At 70.6% G+C, this 17148-nt stretch carries 15 protein-coding genes; 8 read left to right on the plus strand and 7 right to left on the minus strand.

What is annotated here, in order from left to right; translation table 11 throughout:
* Window positions 1–11: 11 nt before the first annotated feature.
* The 6 genes from ACZ4W9_RS05380 to ACZ4W9_RS05405 form a co-directional block, all read right to left on the minus strand.
* Window positions 12–752, minus strand: coding sequence for a class I SAM-dependent methyltransferase (locus tag ACZ4W9_RS05380; RefSeq protein ID WP_467933349.1), 741 nt, complete (start codon window positions 750–752; stop codon window positions 12–14).
* A gap of 235 nt (window positions 753–987) precedes the next feature.
* Window positions 988–2031, minus strand: coding sequence for an ABC transporter ATP-binding protein (locus tag ACZ4W9_RS05385; protein ID WP_467933350.1), 1044 nt, complete (start codon window positions 2029–2031; stop codon window positions 988–990).
* Window positions 2032–2056: 25 nt separating this feature from the next.
* Entirely contained in the window at window positions 2057–3091 is a 1035-nt protein-coding gene (locus ACZ4W9_RS05390) for an ABC transporter ATP-binding protein (RefSeq protein WP_467933352.1), read from the minus strand.
* A 71-nt stretch (window positions 3092–3162) separates the two neighbouring features.
* Window positions 3163–4143, minus strand: coding sequence for an ABC transporter permease (locus ACZ4W9_RS05395; RefSeq protein ID WP_467933353.1), 981 nt, complete (start codon window positions 4141–4143; stop codon window positions 3163–3165).
* A 105-nt stretch (window positions 4144–4248) separates the two neighbouring features.
* Window positions 4249–6009 carry an ABC transporter substrate-binding protein gene (locus tag ACZ4W9_RS05400; RefSeq protein ID WP_467933354.1) on the minus strand — a complete coding sequence of 587 codons (1761 nt, stop codon included), beginning with the start codon at window positions 6007–6009 and terminating at the stop codon, window positions 4249–4251.
* 82 nt (window positions 6010–6091) lie between these two features.
* A complete protein-coding gene (locus ACZ4W9_RS05405) occupies window positions 6092–7081 on the minus strand; it encodes an ABC transporter permease (protein ID WP_467933355.1) in 990 nt (329 codons plus the stop codon).
* 510 nt (window positions 7082–7591) lie between these two features.
* Here ACZ4W9_RS05405 and ACZ4W9_RS05410 point away from each other — a divergent pair.
* Genes ACZ4W9_RS05410 through ACZ4W9_RS05430 form a run of 5 tightly spaced genes read left to right on the plus strand, consistent with a single transcriptional unit; the run spans window position 7592 to window position 13169 of the window.
* Window positions 7592–9220: a peptide ABC transporter substrate-binding protein gene (locus ACZ4W9_RS05410; RefSeq protein WP_467933357.1), complete on the plus strand. Its 1629-nt coding sequence runs from the start codon at window positions 7592–7594 to the stop codon at window positions 9218–9220.
* A gap of 4 nt (window positions 9221–9224) precedes the next feature.
* Window positions 9225–10145: an ABC transporter permease gene (locus ACZ4W9_RS05415; RefSeq protein ID WP_467933358.1), complete on the plus strand. Its 921-nt coding sequence runs from the start codon at window positions 9225–9227 to the stop codon at window positions 10143–10145.
* Window positions 10138–11112 (plus strand): ABC transporter permease, encoded by a 975-nt coding sequence (locus tag ACZ4W9_RS05420; protein ID WP_467933359.1) that lies wholly within the window; start codon window positions 10138–10140, stop codon window positions 11110–11112. Before ACZ4W9_RS05415 ends, ACZ4W9_RS05420 begins: the two co-directional genes overlap by 8 nt.
* 7 nt (window positions 11113–11119) lie before the next feature.
* Window positions 11120–12094, plus strand: coding sequence for an ABC transporter ATP-binding protein (locus ACZ4W9_RS05425; protein ID WP_467933361.1), 975 nt, complete (start codon window positions 11120–11122; stop codon window positions 12092–12094).
* Window positions 12087–13169 (plus strand): ABC transporter ATP-binding protein, encoded by a 1083-nt coding sequence (locus ACZ4W9_RS05430; RefSeq protein WP_467933362.1) that lies wholly within the window; start codon window positions 12087–12089, stop codon window positions 13167–13169. The genes ACZ4W9_RS05425 and ACZ4W9_RS05430 overlap by 8 nt, the downstream gene beginning before the upstream one ends.
* Window positions 13170–13279: 110 nt before the next feature.
* Here the strand turns inward: ACZ4W9_RS05430 and ACZ4W9_RS05435 are convergent, their stop codons facing one another.
* Entirely contained in the window at window positions 13280–15409 is a 2130-nt protein-coding gene (locus ACZ4W9_RS05435) for a S9 family peptidase (protein ID WP_467933363.1), read from the minus strand.
* Between the two features lie 172 nt (window positions 15410–15581).
* Here ACZ4W9_RS05435 and ACZ4W9_RS05440 point away from each other — a divergent pair, with 172 nt between their 5' ends.
* Genes ACZ4W9_RS05440 through ACZ4W9_RS05450 form a run of 3 tightly spaced genes read left to right on the plus strand, consistent with a single transcriptional unit; the run spans window position 15582 to window position 17106 of the window.
* Window positions 15582–15776: a hypothetical protein gene (locus tag ACZ4W9_RS05440; RefSeq protein ID WP_030614868.1), complete on the plus strand. Its 195-nt coding sequence runs from the start codon at window positions 15582–15584 to the stop codon at window positions 15774–15776.
* Window positions 15777–15823: 47 nt separating this feature from the next.
* Window positions 15824–16693 carry an N-acetyl-1-D-myo-inositol-2-amino-2-deoxy-alpha-D-glucopyranoside deacetylase gene (mshB, locus tag ACZ4W9_RS05445; protein WP_467933365.1) on the plus strand — a complete coding sequence of 290 codons (870 nt, stop codon included), beginning with the start codon at window positions 15824–15826 and terminating at the stop codon, window positions 16691–16693.
* The gene (locus ACZ4W9_RS05450) at window positions 16690–17106 is read left to right on the plus strand and encodes a DUF6113 family protein (protein ID WP_467933366.1); all 417 of its coding nucleotides are present in this window, start codon (window positions 16690–16692) and stop codon (window positions 17104–17106) included. Before mshB ends, ACZ4W9_RS05450 begins: the two co-directional genes overlap by 4 nt.
* Window positions 17107–17148: the final 42 nt, after the last annotated feature.

The raw sequence follows: 17148 nt of genomic DNA on the forward strand, positions 1-17148 counted from the left end.
ACGTAGCACATTCAGGCCCGGCGGGCCACCGTGATGATTTCCGGGGCCGTGGGGGTGAGCGGCGCCCGGTCCCAGTCGCCGTACCGGGCGGCCACCGTCAGGCCCGCCTCCGCGAGGAAACCGTCCAGTGTCGGGGCGTCCAGGAAGCGCAGCACGCTGTGCACGGACCGCGGGGCGGGCCAGTGGGGGACGGCGTAGGTCTCGGTGAAGCGCACCCGGCCCCGCTCCGGGCCCGCGCCGCGCACCGCGTGCCACACCCGCACCGGGGTGCCGTCGGGGGCGGTGATCTCGTGCACCCGGTCCGGGGTCCACCGCTCCCAGGCGCGGGCGCCGGGGTTGCGGGTCTCGAACGCGAACCGCCCGCCGTCCCGCAGGGCCGCGGCGACGGCGCGCAGACAGACCCGGATCTCCTCGTCCGTCACCAGTTCCTGGAAGGCGTGCCCGGTCATCACGACGAGATCGAACTCCGGCCGCCAGTGCCGCACCCGCACGTCGCCGAGCACCCACTCGACATCGGGGCGGGCCCGGCGCGCCTGGACGAGCATGGCCGCGGCCGGATCGAGACCCGTCAGCCGCCCCGGGTGCCCCTCGGCCCGGGCCCGGCGCAGCAACTGCCCGGTGCCGCACCCGATGTCCAGCGCGGAGCCGGCCTCCCGCAGCAGCCCGAGGTAGAAGTCGTCGCCCGGGCCCCAGGGGTTGAGGCTGTCGTACAACGCGGCGAGCGAGAGATCGGCAAAGGCGTGATCCACCACCGCGGCAGTGTGCCACACGGGACAGGACGGTGGGCCGGGAACCGTGGGGTTGTGGGCAACCCTTGATGAAGCAGGGAGCCGAGGGAGGCCGCGGCCCGCGGGCGCGGGTCATGAGAAAGGGCCCGCGCCTGGGGAGGCACGGGCCCTCGTCCCCTGGACCGGACGTTCATGGGCTCGGGTCAATGGGCCGGTGAAAGTCCGCTCCGCAAGGGGGCGGCTGACGGAAAGGGGTGTGTCAGGCCGCCGCCTCGGGGTCCTTGGCGAGACGCGGGGCGGGCACGGTGTCCGTGGTCTCCGGGTAGTGGCAGGCGGTCAGGTGGCCCGGCTTGTTGCCCTCCACCTGCACCAGCGGCGGCGCCTCCGTCGCGCACTTCTCGGTCGCCTTCCAGCAGCGGGTGCGGAAGCGGCAGCCGGACGGCGGGTTGATCGGCGACGGCACGTCACCGGTCAGCCGGATGCGCTCGCGCGGCTCCTCGTCCACCGTCGCCTCGGGCACCGCGGAGAGCAGGGCCCGGGTGTAGGGGTGGCGCGGGTTGCCGTACAGGTCCTCGCGGTCGGCGATCTCGACGATCTTGCCGAGGTACATGACGGCGACGCGCTGGGAGAAGTGCCGGACGATGGCGAGGTCGTGGGCGATGAACACGAACGCGATGCCGAGTTCCCGCTGCACCTTCTGGAGCAGGTTGACGACCTGGGCCTGGATGGAGACGTCCAGGGCGGAGACCGGTTCGTCGGCGACGATCAGCTTGGGTTCCAGGGCGAGGGCGCGGGCGACGCCGATGCGCTGGCGCTGGCCGCCGGAGAACTCGTGCGGGAACCGGTTGTAGTGCTCCGGGTTCAGGCCGACGATCTCCAGGAGTTCGCGGACCCGCTTCTCCCGGCCGCCCTCGGGGTGGATGCCGTTGATCTCCATCGGCCCGGAGATGATCTTGCCGACCGTCTGCCGCGGGTTCAGCGAGGCGTACGGGTCCTGGAAGATCATCTGGATCTCGGAGCGGATCGGCGCCAGGTCCTTGCGGCCGGCGTGCGTGATGTCCTGGCCGCGGTAGGTGATCGTGCCGCCGGTCGGCTCCAGCAGGCGGGTGATCAGCCGGCCGGTGGTCGACTTGCCGCAGCCGGACTCGCCGACCAGACCGAGGCTCTCGCCCTCGGCGACCTGGAAGTCCAGCCCGTCGACGGCCTGCACGGCGCCGACGGTCCGCTTGATGGGGAAGCCGCCCTTGATCGGGAAGTGCTTGGTCAGACCGCTGACGTCCAGGAGCGGTTGCGCGTTGCCCATGATGGTGAATCCCGTCTCGTGTACGTCAGTGCCGGGAGGCGGTGTAGTCGGCGAAGAGGTCCGCCCGCCGCTCGGCGGGGAGGTGGCAGGCCGAGCCCCTGCCGTCCACCACGTCCAGCAGCGGCCGCTCCGTGGAGCACAGCCCGCCCGCGACCTTGTCGGCGAAGGTGCACCGCGGGTGGAAGCGGCAGCCGGACGGCGGGTTGAGCAGGGAGGGCGGCGAGCCGGGGATCGGCGACAGCGGTACGTCGACCGATCCCTCCAGGCTCGGCATGGAGCCGAGCAGGCCGAGGGTGTAGGGGTGCTGGGGGCTGCTCAGCACCTCCTTCTTGGTGCCCCGCTCCACGCACCGGCCGCCGTACATCACGAGCACGTCGTCCGCGATGTCGGCGATGACACCGAGGTCGTGGGTGATGAAGATGATGGCCGTGCCGAACTCCTGCTGGAGCTCCTTGAGCAGGTCCAGGATCTGGGCCTGGACCGTCACGTCGAGGGCCGTGGTCGGCTCGTCGGCGATCAGGAGCTCGGGGTCGCACACCAGCGCCATGGCGATCATCGCGCGCTGGCGCATACCGCCGGAGAACTGGTGCGGGTAGTCGTCCACCCGCACGTCGGGCTGGGGGATGCCGACCCGCTTCAGCATCTCGATCGCCCGCGCCCGGGCCTCCTTCTTGGAGGCGCCGGTGTGCTTGCGGTACGTCTCACCGATCTGCGTGCCGATCGTGTGGAACGGCGACAGCGAGGCCAGCGCGTCCTGGAAGATCATGGCCATCTTGTTGCCGCGAAGCTGCTCCAGCTCCTTCTCGGTGGCGGTGAGCAGCTCCTTGCCGTCCAGCAGGATCTGGCCGTCGATCGCGGTGCGGTGGCGGTCGTGGAGGCCCAGGATCGTCAGGTTGGTGACGGACTTGCCGGAGCCCGACTCGCCCACGATGCCGAGCGTCTGCCCCTTGGCGATGTCGAAGCTGAGCCCGTCGACGGCCTTGACGATGCCGTCCTCGGTGGAGAAGTGGACCTGTAGGTCCTTGACGGAGAGGAACGGCTGCTGATCGGTGCTCGTCACGGGGACGCTCCTGAGGGGGTGATGCGAGAGAGATCGCCGGGTGGGGCGGGGTCGGAACGGGGTGGGGCGGGTCAGGCGAGCCGGATCCGCGGGTCGATCATGGCGTAGACGGCATCCACGATGATGTTGAAGAACACGATCGCGCCCGCCGCCAGCAGAGTCACCCCGAGCAGCATCGGCAGGTCGCTCTGGTCCACGGACTTCACCGCGAGCCGGCCGATGCCCTGGAGGCTGAAGGTCGACTCGGTGATGATGGCACCGCCGATCAGTGTGCCCAGGTCGATGCCGAACACCGTGACGATCGGGCCCATCGCACCGCGCCAGGCGAACCGGAAGAACACGTTCGCCCGGGACAGGCCCTTGGCCCGCGCCGTGCGGACGTAGTCCTCGCTCAGCTGCTCGACCAGCTGGGAGCGGGTCATGCGGGTGTAGTTGGCGGTGAAGATGATCGCGAGGACCAGCCAGGGCAGCAGGAGTCCCGAGAACCAGGCGGCCGGGTTCTCGGTCAGGGGGGTGTACTGCGGCTGGTCGAGCCACCCGAGCTGCGCGACGAAGAAGAACATCGCGATGTAACCGACGAAGTAGACCTGGAGGGAGGAGCCGAGCAGCGAGGCGGAGCTGGCGAACTTGTCCAGGAACTTGCCCTGCTTCAGGGCCGCGAGCATGCCCGCGCCGATACCGAGGATCAGGAAGACGATGGCCGCGCCGAAGGCGAGCGAAAGGGTGGTGGGCAGCCGGTCCATGATCGTGTCGAAGACGGGCTCGCGGTTGGCGAAGGAGTACCCGAGGCAGGGCGCGTCGCAGTAGTCGAAGCCGGGGTAGTCGCGGCCGGCGAAGATGCCCACGAGCCAGTGCCAGTACTGCACCGGGATCGGCTTGTCGATGCCCAGGTTCTTCCTGATCTGCTCGAGGTTCTCAGGCGTGCAGTTCTTGCCGCAGGACATCATGGCGGGGTCACGCGGCACGGCGTAGAAGAGCCAGAAGGTGATGGCGCTGATGATCAGCAGAATGACCAGCGCGCCGATGACTCGGCGGACAAGGAAGCGGAGCATGAGGCGTGACTTTCCGGACGGGGCGCCGTCGCCGGGAGGGAAGTAGAGGGGGTGGGCCGCAGGGGCGGCCATACGGGATGGCCGCCCCCAGCAGGTCGCGCGGGCTTACTTCTTGGCGTAGAGCTTGCAGAGCGCGACGCAGGTGTTGGCGCCGTCCCAGATGACGTTGCCGACCTTCGAGCCGTACAGGTAGTTCCGGATCTTGTGGTAGTCCGGGACGGCCGCGGCCAGCTCCATGATCATCTTGTCGACGTTGCCCCAGGCCTTGTTGGCCTCTTCGACGTCCGGGATCTTGGAAGCCGCCTCGATCGCCTTGTTGACGCTCGGGTCGTTCAGCTGCGAGTAGTTGTTGCGGCCGTCGCCGATGTTCTTGCCGCTCCAGCACGGGTAGAAGACCGAGTAGCCGTTCGGCCAGTCGGGGCTCCAGCCGGCGCCGAACAGGTCGAAGTCGTTGTCGATCTTGCCGATCTGGGTGTAGAAGGTCGACTTGTCGACCTGCTTGTTGACGACCGTGAAGCCGGCCGCCTCCAGGGCGTTCTTGACGGCGACGGCGACCTTCACCTGGGTGTCGGACTGCTGGTAGGCGATGACCAGCTTCTGGCCGAGCTTGCCGGCCTCCTTCAGGAGGGCCTTGGCCTTCTCGGGGTTGCCGCCCGGCGTCTTCTGCCCGTCGTACAGGTCGAACTTGCTGTAGCCGGGGGTCACCGGGGCGAGGATGGTGCTGGCGATCTCGGTGGTCGCCTTGCCGCCGTTGATGGTCTGGATCTGCTGGTGCGGCCAGGCCCAGTTGATGGCCTGACGGACCTTGACGTCCTTGATGCGGGTGGTGTTGATCGGCCAGTAGTAGGTGACCGTGTCGACCGCGGTGAGGACGCGCTTCTTCAGCTCCGGCTTGGTGAGGACCTGGGCGATGCGCTCGGGGGCGACCTCGTTGAAGATCGGCACCGCGTACTGGTCGTTGCCCTGGTCCGCGATCCAGCGGTCGGTCGACGCGACCAGCTCGTAGCCCATCTGGAAGACGTACTGGTCCGGGTAGGCGTTGCGGATCGAGTCGGTCTTCGGGTCCCAGTGCTCGTTGCGCACGAAGGTCATCGACTTGCCGATCTTGCGGTCGCCGATCCGGTACGGGCCGCAGGAGAACGGACGCTTGTCGTACTTCTCCTTGTTGTCGTGCTTCTGCGGCACCAGGGAGTAACCGCGCATCGCGAGCGTGTAGTTGAAGTCGGCGCGGGCCTCGGTCAGACGGAAGGTGATGGTCTTGCCGTCGACCTCGATGGAGGAGAGGTGCTTGCCCTCGTACGGGCCCTTGTACTTGTCGCCGCCCTCGAGCCACGTCTGCACGTAGCGGGGGCCCTCGGTGATGAACGGGGCGAAGAGGCGCTCGAAGGTGTGGCGGACGTCCTCCATGGAGACGTCGGAGCCGTCCTCCCACTTCAGACCGTCCTTGAGGGTGAAGGACCAGGTCTTGCCGCCGTCCTTCATGGTGCCGGCGTCGGTCGCGGCGTCACCGACCAGGACGGCGCCGCCCTTGTCGTCCAGCTTGTAGCCGGTCAACGCGCGCATGATCGGCACGGTGATGGCGGCCTCGGTCGAGTTGTAGATCTGACCGGGGTCCATGTGGTCCATGTCGAACTGCTGGAGCGAGTAGATCGTCCCGCCCGTGACCGCGCCCTTGACCTCGGCGGCCGGGCCGGTCGAGTCGGCCTTGGAGCCGACCGGGATGGACGTCGTCTTGGAGCCGCTGACCTTGGGCGCGTCGTCCTGCCCGGAGCCGCCCTCGTTGCCGCTGCTGCAGGCGCTCAGCACCGAGGTCGTCGCCGCGGCGACGCCGGTGGCGATGAGGAAGTTTCTACGGGAGAAGGACATGACTTCCTGCCTTGGAAAGTGGGAGAGATGAGAGAGATTCCGGCACCCTGCGCGCCGCCGCCGTGCTCCTGAACAGCCGGAGTCAGCGCTTGGACTTCGGGTCGAGTGCGTCACGCACCGAGTCGCCGAGGAGGTTGAACGCGAGCACGAAGATCACCATGGACAGGCCCGGGAAGAGCATGAAGGTGATGTCCTCGGTGTAGAACATGGCGCCGCGCTGGATCATGACGCCCCAGTCCGGGGTCGGGTCGATCATGCCGACACCGAGGAAGGCGAGACCCGCCTCGGCGGTGACGAACGCCGGGAGCATCAGCGTGCCCTGGATGATGATCGGCGTCCACAGGTTGGGCAGCAGTTCCTTGAAGACGATCCGCCGCGGGGAGGCGCCCGTGACCTTGGCGGCCTCGACGAACTCGCGCTCGCGCAGGCCGAGTACCTGGCCGCGCAGCAGTCGGGCGATGGAGGCCCAGCCGAAGGTGGCGAGGACGATGATCAGGCCGGTGGCCCGCAGCCAGGTCGGGATGTCCTCGTCCGGGGCGATGAAGAGCCCGTAGACGACCGGCATGAACGCGATGAAGAAGAGGGTGGACGGGAACGACAGGAGGATGTCGATGACCCGGCCCACGAGGTAGTCCGTCCGGCCGCCGAGGTAGCCGGCGGTGACACCGATGACCACGCCCAGGAACACGGTGAGCAGGGTGGCGGCGAGGGCGATGCCCAGGGAGGTGCGGATCGCGTAGAGCAGGAAGGTGAAGACGTCCCGTCCGAGCTGGGGCTCGACGCCGAACCAGAAGTCCGGGCTCATGCCGCCGTTGGGGCCGGAGGGGTACGAGAAGGCGTTGAGCAGGCTCGGGTCCTGGCTCGCGTAGGTGGTGTACGGGTCCTTGCCGTACAGCTTCGCGATCAGTGGGGCCGCGATCGCGATCACGAAGAAGAAGATCACGACGTAGGCGGAGATGACGCCCGTCTTGTCGCGCTTGAAGCGCTTCCAGGCGAGTCGGCCCGGGGAGCGGCCTTCGCTGCCCTTCGGACCGTCCGCAGCGGTCGACTTCGCCACGGTCTCGTCGGTCACCTCAAGCGGGGCAGCCGCGGATGGAGATGGAGGGGTCATGGTGCTCCTGGCCCAAGGGAGGGTCTGATGACTCCGCAGGGCGCTCCCCTACGGGCTACGCCGGACTTTTTCAACGCAATTCATTCAAGGTCAATAAATTCTCGGACGCCTTGGTTTTCTCTTTACCTTCTTTACTCTGCCTTGATCGATCCGTAGCTACGCGGGTAGCGCGCCGTAATCAATCCGTGCTTCACATCGGTCTAATTGCGCTAAACGGGCAAGGCGTTCGATATGCGGACGGTGAAGTGTCGACATGCGTACATCACCCCGTCCCAATCCAACGTTTCGGCATCGTTACGCGTAGATCTATTGCGCTCGATGGTCAAGATCATCAGTGACCCTGGGAGGGGTGCCTGCATTCGGATGACGTGTCCCCCCAAAGGCCGCATTTCCGGGCGGTAGGCGGGAGCCGTGCGCGGTATGTGTCCCTATCGACCGGTACTCGTTTCCAGGCGCACGAGGAGGCACGCCATGCGGCGCAGCACGCACGCCCGATGGGCCGCCGGTGCGGCGGCGCTGGCACTGGTGGCCGCCGCCGCGGGCTGCGGGGGCGCCGGCGCGGGCGGCAACGGCGGCGCGGTGCTCAGCTCCTCCTGGGGCGACCCGCAGAACCCGCTGGAGCCGGCCAACACCAACGAGGTGCAGGGCGGCAAGGTCCTCGACATGATCTTCCGGGGCCTGAAGCGGTACGACCCGAGAACGGGCGAGGCCCGCGACTGGCTGGCCCGCTCCATCGAGACCAGGGACTCGCGGAACTTCACCGTCCGTCTCCGGCCCGGCTGGTCCTTCTCGAATGGCGAGAAAGTGACCGCCCGGTCCTTCGTGGACGCGTGGAACTACGGCGCGAGCCTGCGCAACAACCAGAAGAACGCGTACTTCTTCGGCTACATCGACGGCTACGACCAGGTCCACCCCGCCACCGGCCGCCAGCGCGCCGACACCCTCGGCGGGCTGAGGGTGGTGGACGACCACACCTTCACCGTCCGGCTCAACCAGAAGTTCTCCGGCTTCCCCGACACCCTCGGCTACGCGGCCTTCGCCCCGCTGCCCCGCGCCTTCTTCACCGACCACGCGGCCTGGGTGCGCAAGCCGGTCGGCAACGGCCCCTACGCCATCGCCTCCTACACGAGGGGCTCGCAGATGTACCTGCGGAGGTGGGACGGCTACCCCGGCCCGGACAAGGCCCGCAACGACGGCGTCACCCTCCTGGTGTACACCGACAGCAACACCGCCTACACCGACCTCCTGGCCGGCAACCTCGACCTCGCCGACGACATCCCCGCCGCCCAGCTGAAGAACGTCGGGAGCGACCTGGGCGACCGGTACCTCAACACCCCCGCGGGCATCCTCCAGACCCTCGCCTTCCCCTACTACGACGAGAACTGGAGCAGACCCGGCGCCGAGAAGGTCCGCACCGGGCTGTCCATGGCGATCAACCGACGGCAGATCACCGACACGATCTTCCGCGGGACCCGCACCCCGGCCACCGACTGGACCTCCCCCGTGCTGGGCGCGGCCGGCGGCTACAAGGCGGGACTGTGCGGCGGCGCCTGCGCCTACGACCCCGGCCGGGCGCGGAAGCTGATCGAGGAGGGCGGCGGCATCCCCGGCGGCCGGCTCACCCTCACCTACAACGCGGACTCCGGCTCGCACCGGCAGTGGGTCGACGCGGTGTGCAACTCCATCAACAACGTGCTCGGCGACGACCGGGCCTGCGTCGGCAACCCGGTCGGCACCTTCGCCGACTTCCGCGACCAGCTCGGCCGGCACCGGATGACCGGGCCGTTCCGGGCGGGCTGGCAGATGGACTACCCGCTCATCCAGAACTTCCTCCAGCCCCTCTACTACACCGGCGCCTCCTCCAACGACGGCGCCTGGTCGAACGAGGACTTCGACCGGCTGGTCGACCGCGCCAACGCCGAGACCGACCCCGCCCGGTCCGTCGCCCTGTTCCAGCGGGCCGAGGAGGTCGTCCGGGACCGGATGGCCGCCATCCCGCTGTGGTACCAGAACGGCAACGCCGGCTACTCCGAGCGGCTGTCCCACGTGGCGCTGAACCCCTTCAGCGTCCCGGTCTACAACGAGATCAGGGTCGGCTGAGCCCATGGGACGCCATGTCCTGCGCCGGCTGCTCCAGATGATCCCGGTGTTCGCCGGCGCCACGCTGCTGATCTTCCTGATGGTCAACGTGATGGGCGATCCCGTCGCCGGGCTGTGCGGGGAGCGGGCCTGCGACCCGGCGACCGCCGCCCGGCTCCGCCGGGAGTTCGGCCTCGACCAGCCGGTGTGGCGGCAGTACCTCACCTACATGGGGAAGGTCTTCACCGGCGACTTCGGCACGGCGTTCAACGGGCAGCCGGTCACCGAGCTGATGGCGACGGCGTTCCCGGTCACCGTCCGGCTGACCGTCGTGGCCGTCCTCTTCGAGGTCGTCGTCGGCGTCACGCTGGGTGTGGTCACCGGGCTCCGGCGCGGCCGGCCCGTGGACACCGGGGTGCTGCTGGCCACCCTGGTGGTGATCTCCGTGCCGACCTTCGTCACCGGCCTGCTGCTGCAACTGCTGTTCGGCATCAAGTGGCAGTGGATCCGGCCGTCGGTGCGCGCCGGCGGCTTCGACGAGCTGATCGTGCCCGGCCTGGTCCTCGCCTCCGTCTCGCTCGCCTACGTCACCCGGCTGACCCGGACCTCCCTCGCGGAGAACCGGCGCTCCGACTACGTCCGCACGGCCGTCGCCAAGGGACTGCCCCGCCGCCGGGTCGTCATCCGGCACCTGCTGCGCAACTCGCTCATCCCCGTGGTCACCTTCATCGGCACCGACATCGGCGCGCTGATGGGCGGCGCCATCGTCACCGAGCGGATCTTCAACATCCACGGCGTCGGCTACCAGCTCTACCAGGGCATCCTGCGCCAGAACAGCCAGACGGTCGTCGGCTTCGTGACCGTGCTGGTCCTCGTCTTCCTGGCGGCCAACCTGCTCGTCGACCTGCTGTACGCCGTACTCGACCCGAGGATCCGCCATGCCTGAACAGCCCTACGAACCCGAGGGCGCGATCGCCGGCACCGGGATGGGCGGCGCGATGGACCTCGGCGCGAGCGAGGCCGTCACGCTCGAGGGGGCACCGGGCGGGCCGGGGGGAGGGGCCGGCCGGCCCCGCTCGCTGTGGTCCGACGCCTGGCGGGACCTGCGCCGCAACCCCGTCTTCCTGCTGTCGGCCCTGGTCATCTGCTTCCTGGTGCTGATCTCCCTGTGGCCCTCGCTGATCGCCTCCGGCTCACCCCTGAGCTGCGACCTGGCCAGGTCCCAGGACGGCCCGGCCCCGGGCGCCCCGTTCGGCTACGACGGCCAGGGCTGCAACGTCTACACGCGCACCGTCCACGGCGCCCGTACGTCCGTCACGGTCGGCCTGTGCGCCACGCTCGGGGTGGCCCTGCTCGGGTCGGTGCTCGGCGGGCTGGCGGGCTACTTCGGCGGGATCTGGGACGCGCTGCTGTCCCGGCTCACCGACGTCTTCTTCGCCATCCCGGTCGTCCTCGGCGGCCTGGTCCTGCTGTCCGTGGTCGCCTCCACGACGGTCTGGCCGGTCGTCGGGTTCATGGTGCTGCTGGGCTGGCCGCAGATCTCCCGGATCGCGCGCGGCTCGGTCATCACCGTCAAGCAGAACGACTACGTCCAGGCCGCCCGCGCCCTCGGCGCCTCCGACACCCGGATCCTCCTGCGGCACATCGCCCCGAACGCGGTGGCACCCGTCATCGTCGTCGCGACCATCGCGCTCGGCACCTACATCGCCCTGGAGGCGACGCTCTCCTACCTCGGCGTCGGCCTGAGGCCCCCCAGCGTCTCCTGGGGCATCGACATCTCCGCCGCCTCTCCCTTCATCCGCAACGCCCCGCACGCCCTGTTGTGGCCCTCGGGCGCCCTGGCCGTCACGGTGCTGGCCTTCATCATGCTCGGCGACGCGGTCCGCGACGCCCTCGACCCGAAGCTGAGGTGACGGTGCCGTGCTGCTCGAAGTGCGCGACCTGCACGTGGAGTTCCGGACCCGGGACGGGGTCGCCCGGGCCGTCAACGGGGCCGGGTACACGGTGGACGCCGGCGAGACGCTGGCCGTGCTCGGCGAGTCCGGGTCGGGCAAGTCCGTCACCGCGCAGGCCGTGATGGGCATCCTCGACACCCCGCCCGGCCGGATCACCGGCGGGAGCGTCCTGTTCCAGGGGCGGGACCTGCTGACGATGAAGGAGCGGGAGCGGCGCGGGATCCGGGGCGCCGCCATGGCGATGATCTTCCAGGACGCGCTGTCGGCCCTCAACCCGGTGCTCACCGTGGGGGACCAGCTCGGGGAGATGTTCGTGGTGCACCGGGGGATGTCCCGCAGGGCCGCCCGGGCCCGGGCGGTGGAGCTGATGGAGCGGGTGCGCATCCCGGCGGCGGCCCAGCGGGTGCGGGACTACCCCCACCAGTTCTCCGGCGGCATGCGCCAGCGCATCATGATCGCCATGGCGCTGGCCCTGCGGCCGGCGCTCGTCATCGCCGACGAGCCCACCACCGCCCTGGACGTCACGGTCCAGGCCCAGGTCATGGACCTGCTCGCGGAGCTGCGCCGCGAGTACCGCATGGGGCTGATCCTGATCACGCACGACCTGGGCGTGGTCGCGGACGTCGCCGACCGGATCGCGGTGATGTACGCCGGGAGGATCGTCGAGTCCGCCCCCGTGCACGACCTCTACCGGGCCCCGGCCCACCCCTACACCCGCGGCCTGCTGGAGTCCGTGCCCCGCCTGGACCGCAGGGGCCGGGAGCTGTACGCCATCAAGGGCCTGCCGCCGAACCTCACGCGCGTCCCGCCCGGCTGCTCCTTCCACCCACGCTGCCCGATGGCCCGGGACGTGTGCCGCACCGAGGAACCCCCGCTGTACGAGGTGCCCGGCGGCCGGGGCAGCGCCTGCCACTTCTGGAGGGAGTGCCTCGGTGGCTGAGCCGATCCTGGAGGCGACCGGGCTGGTCAAGCACTACCCCCTCACCCGGGGCGTGCCGACGCGCGGGCGGAGCGGCGTGGTGAAGGCGGTCGACGGCGTCGACTTCACGCTCGGCCGGGGCGAGACGCTGGGCCTGGTCGGCGAGTCGGGGTGCGGCAAGTCGACGGTGGCCCGGCTGCTGTGCCGGCTGGAGCGTCCGACGGCCGGCACCCTCCGGTTCAAGGGCGAGGACATCACCGGACTGTCCGGCCGGGCGCTGAAGGCCGTGCGCCGCGGCATCCAGATGGTCTTCCAGGACCCCTACACCTCGCTCAACCCCCGGATGACGGTCGGGGACATCGTCGGGGAGCCGTTCGAGATCCACCCCGAGGCGGCCCCGAAGGGCGACCGGCGGCGCCGGGTGCGGGAGCTGCTGGACGTGGTCGGCCTGGACCCGGAGTACGCGGGCCGCTACCCCCACCAGTTCTCCGGCGGCCAGCGCCAGCGCATCGGCATCGCCCGGGCGCTGGCGCTGCGCCCCGAGGTCGTGGTCGCCGACGAGCCGGTGTCCGCCCTGGACGTCTCGGTCCAGGCCCAGGTGGTCAACCTGCTGGCCCGCCTGCAGGCGGAGTTCGGCCTCTCGTACGTCTTCATCGCGCACGACCTGTCGGTGGTGCGGCACCTCTCGGACCGGGTCGGGGTGATGTACCTGGGCCGGATCGTGGAGAGCGGCCCCGGCGACGGGATCTACGACCACCCGACCCACCCCTACACCCAGGCCCTGCTCTCCGCGGTGCCCGTGCCCGACCCGGCCGCCCGCGACCGGCGCGAGCGGATCATCCTCACCGGGGACGTGCCCTCGCCGACGGCCGTCCCCTCCGGGTGCCGCTTCCGCACCCGCTGCTGGAAGGCGCGCGAGCGGTGCGCACGCGAGGACCCGGCGCTGGCGGTGCCGGCCGCGTTCCTCGGCGCCCCCGGACCCGTGGCCCACCCGTCGGCCTGTCACTTCGCCGAAGAGGCCCGGCCGGCCGGGAGCCTGCCGCCGGGGGCCGTCCCGCCCGAGCGGCCCCGGGCAGCCGGCGACGGGCCGGGGTGACATGGTGCACCCCGGCCCGCTTACGGCACCCGCACGGCCGTACGCAGTTCAGGCTGCCGTGTCCGTATATCGGTACCGATTCCGCGAAGTTGCCTGTGTGTTACGGGTGTTCACGGGCGCCTCGCCGGGGCCAGGGAGCGCCGGAGGAAGTCCAGCTGGAGGCGGAGCAGGTTCTCGGCGACGGTCTCCTGCGGGGTCATGTGGGTGACCCCGGACAGCGGCAGCACCTCGTGCGGGCGGCCGGCGGCCAGCAGGGCGGAGGACAGCCGCAGCGAGTGGGCGACCACCACGTTGTCGTCCGCCAGCCCGTGGATCACCATCATCGGGCGGTGCGGCTCGGCCGGGTCGACCAGGCCCGCGTCGTCGATCACCGAGTTGCGGCGGTAGACCTCGGGCCGCTCGCCCGGGTCGCCGAGGTAGCGCTCCTGGTAGTGGGTGTCGTAGAGCCTCAGGTCGGTGACGGGCGCGCCGACCACCGCGGCGTGGAAGACGTCCGGGCGGCGCAGCACCGCCAGCGCCGCCAGGTAGCCGCCGAAGGACCAGCCCCGGATCGCCACCCGGTCCAGGTCCAGCGGGTACCGCTCGGCGAGCGCGTGCAGCGCGTCGACCTGGTCCTGGAGCACCACGGCCGCCACGTCGTCCCGGATCGCCTTCTCCCAGCCCGGGGAGCGGCCCGGGGTGCCCCGGCCGTCGGCGACGATCACCGCGAAACCCTGGTCGGCGAACCACTGCGAGGTGAGGTGGGCGTTGTGCGCGGCCACCACCCGCTGGCCGTGCGGACCGCCGTAGGGGTCCAGGAGGACCGGCAGGGGAGTGTCACCGGGGTAGTCCCGAGGCATAAGCACGGCGCATGGGATGCGGCGTGCGCCCCCCTCGGTGAGCGTCACCCGCACCGGCAGGCCCGGATCCTCGGCGAACGACCGGATCGTGGCCGCCGGCTTCCCGTCGCACAGCACCCGGACCCGGCTGCCCGGCCGGTCCAGGGCCGCGGACACCAGGACGGTGACGCCCCCGGCGCGCACCGCCGAGTGCACACCGGGCTCCTCCGACACGCGTTCCACACCCAACTCGTTCACCCTGTACACGTGAACTTCGCCAATTTCCGGCTCGGCGGCCTCCGGGCCGGAAGAGGCGGAAACCAGTACGTCGTGGGAACCCACGTCCAGAACCGCACGAATGTGCAACTGCGCGCTGGTCAGCGGCCGTTCGCCGACCGCCAGCACCCGTGCGCCGCCCTCGTCCGCGATGCGGACAAGCTGCCCCGAGGGGCTCCAGCAGGGCACACCGGCGAACAGTTCAAGCCAATCTGGGTCCTCGTCGGCGTGCACCATCCGCGTGGCCCCGGAATCGGGGTCCACGGCCAGGAACAGCTGGCCGCGCTGATCGCGCGCCTGCACCAGCAGCAGCGGCGCACCCGCCTCTGACCAGTGCACTCGTGCCAGATACGGGTAGCGCGCCCGGTCCCAGAGGACCTCGGTGCGGCTCCCGTCCAGGTGGTAGACGAACAGTTGTACGTCGGCGTTGGGGGTGCCCGCCGCCGGGTACCGGATGTTGAGTGGCTCACGTTCCGGTCGGGCCGGATCGGCGATCCACCACCGCCGCACCGGCGTGTCGTCCACCCGCGCCACGAGCAGCCGGTCTGACGTCGGGGCCCACCAGAAGCCCCGCGAACGGGCCATCTCCTCGGCCGCGACGAACTCCGCGAGCCCGTACGAGACCTCCGCCGACTCCGGTTCGGCGAGCGCCCGGTCGCCGTCCCCCTCGGCGCCCACCACCCGCAGCGCGCCCCCGGAGACGTAGGCGACATGCCGCCCGTCGGGAGCCGGACGCGGGTCGATCACGGGCCCCGGAACGGGGAGTTCGCGCGCCGTCCCGGCCCGCAGCTCCGCCGTGAAAAGCCGCCCTGACAAGGCGAAGGCCGCCAGTTCCGCGGAATTGTCGGTGGCATAACCGACGATGCCGGCACCGCCCTCCCGGCTCCGTTCGCGGCGGGCCCGCTCCTCGTCCGACAGCTCTTCCGAGGCGCCCTGGAGCAGCACCCCGGGATCGGCCGCGAGGCGCTCGGTGCCGCCCGGAAGATCCAGTACCCACAGGGAGCCGGCCCGGTCGGTACCCGAGCCGGAACGCAGGAACGCGACACGCGTGCCGTCGGGCGCCACCGTGAACGCGCGCGGCGCGCCGAGCGTGAACCGCTGCGTCCGCGCGTGCCGGCGGGGGAAGGAGACAGGCTCGTTCGTCATACCCCGACCATATTGGCCATGCGCCCCCTTGTGCGGCTGTGCGCCGAGCGATGCGCGCACACGGATAGTTATGATCACTACCGCTGTGTGGGTATGAACCTGCTGGCTCCTGCATGGATTTGCTCAACTGATCTAGAACCCGCGTCCCTGGGATCTTTGGAGGTGAGCCGCCGTGGCACTCTCGATTTCGGCGGTGGTGCTGCTGGCGATCATCGTCTTCCTGCTGATCAAGAAGTCAGGGCTGAAGGGCGGCCATGCCGTCGTCTGCATCCTGCTCGGCTTCTATCTCGCCTCCTCGACCATCGCGCCCACGATCAGAGAGCTGACGACCAACGTCGCCGGCATGATCGGCAGCATCAAGTTCTGAGGGCCGGTGTCACCGGGGGCGGTGCGGTGACCTCGTAGGGTGGTGCCATGACGGAACTGCCCGCGCGACGTCTGCTGCTGGTGCACGCGCACCCGGACGACGAGTCGATCAACAACGGCGCGACCATGGCCAGGTACGCGGCCGAGGGTGCGCACGTGACCCTGGTCACCTGCACCCTGGGCGAGCGCGGCGAGGTCATCCCGCCGGAGCTGCGGCACCTGACGGGTCCCGCGCTGGGCACCCACCGGCGCGGTGAGCTGGGCGCGGCCCTCGCCGCGCTCGGCGTCACCGACGGCCGGCTGCTCGGCGGCGCCGGGCGCTACGGAGACTCCGGGATGACCGGCACGGCCGACAACGACGACCCCGGCTGCTTCTGGCAGGCCGACGTCGACGAGGCCGCCGGCCACCTCGCCGACGTGATCCTCCAGGTCCGCCCCCAGGTCCTCGTCACCTACGACGACAACGGCGGCTACGGCCACCCGGACCACGTCCAGGCCCACCGCGTCGCCATGCGCGCCGTCGACCTCGCGGCCGAGCGCGGCCACCGCGTCGCCAAGGTCTACTGGAACCGCGTCCCGCGCTCCGTCGCCGAGGCCGCCTTCGCCCGCCTCCAGGACGAGCTGGACACCCTGCCGTTCGACAAGAGCGCGGCCGTGGACGACGTACCCGGCGTGGTCGGCGACGAGCGGATCACCACCGCGATCGACGGCACCGCGTACGCCGCCGCCAAGGCCGCCGCGATGCGTGCCCACGCCACCCAGGTCGAGGTCGCCGGGCCGTACTTCGCGCTCTCCAACGCCCTCGCCCAGCCGCTGTTCACCACCGAGTACTACGAGTTGGTGCGCGGCACGGGCGAGCCCGGGGAGACCGACCTCTTCGCGGGCGTCGGGACCGCCGGCGGCGAGGAGGCGTCGTGAGCGGCGGCGGACCGGGCTCGTCGCTCGCCCAGCCGCTGCGTCCGCCCACGCCCGGCCGGGCCGCCGCCCTCGTCGGCCTGTTCCTGCTCGGCGCGGTCGTGGCCCTGGCCGGCGCCCTGCTGCAGGGCGCCTGGTTCCCCGGCGGGCTGCTGCTCGCTCTCGCCGGCGCCGCCGGGCTCTTCCTCGGCGGCGCGTACGCCACCCGCGGCCGCGGCGGGGCGGTCGCGCCGGCCGCGGGCTGGATCGTCGCCGTCGTGCTGCTCACCACCGCGCGCCCGGAAGGCGACTTCCTGTTCGGCGCGGGCGGCGGCTCCTATCTCTTCCTGCTCGGCGGCATGGCGGTGGCTGTGATCTGTGCCACCGTTGGCGCCGGACGGCAACCCGGCGGCGGCTCCGCCCGACTTGGGAAGTGACGTACCACTTCGCCGTGCGGCGCACGTGCGAGTCCGGTGTGG

Source organism: Streptomyces sp. NPDC029296, assembly GCF_055569255.1.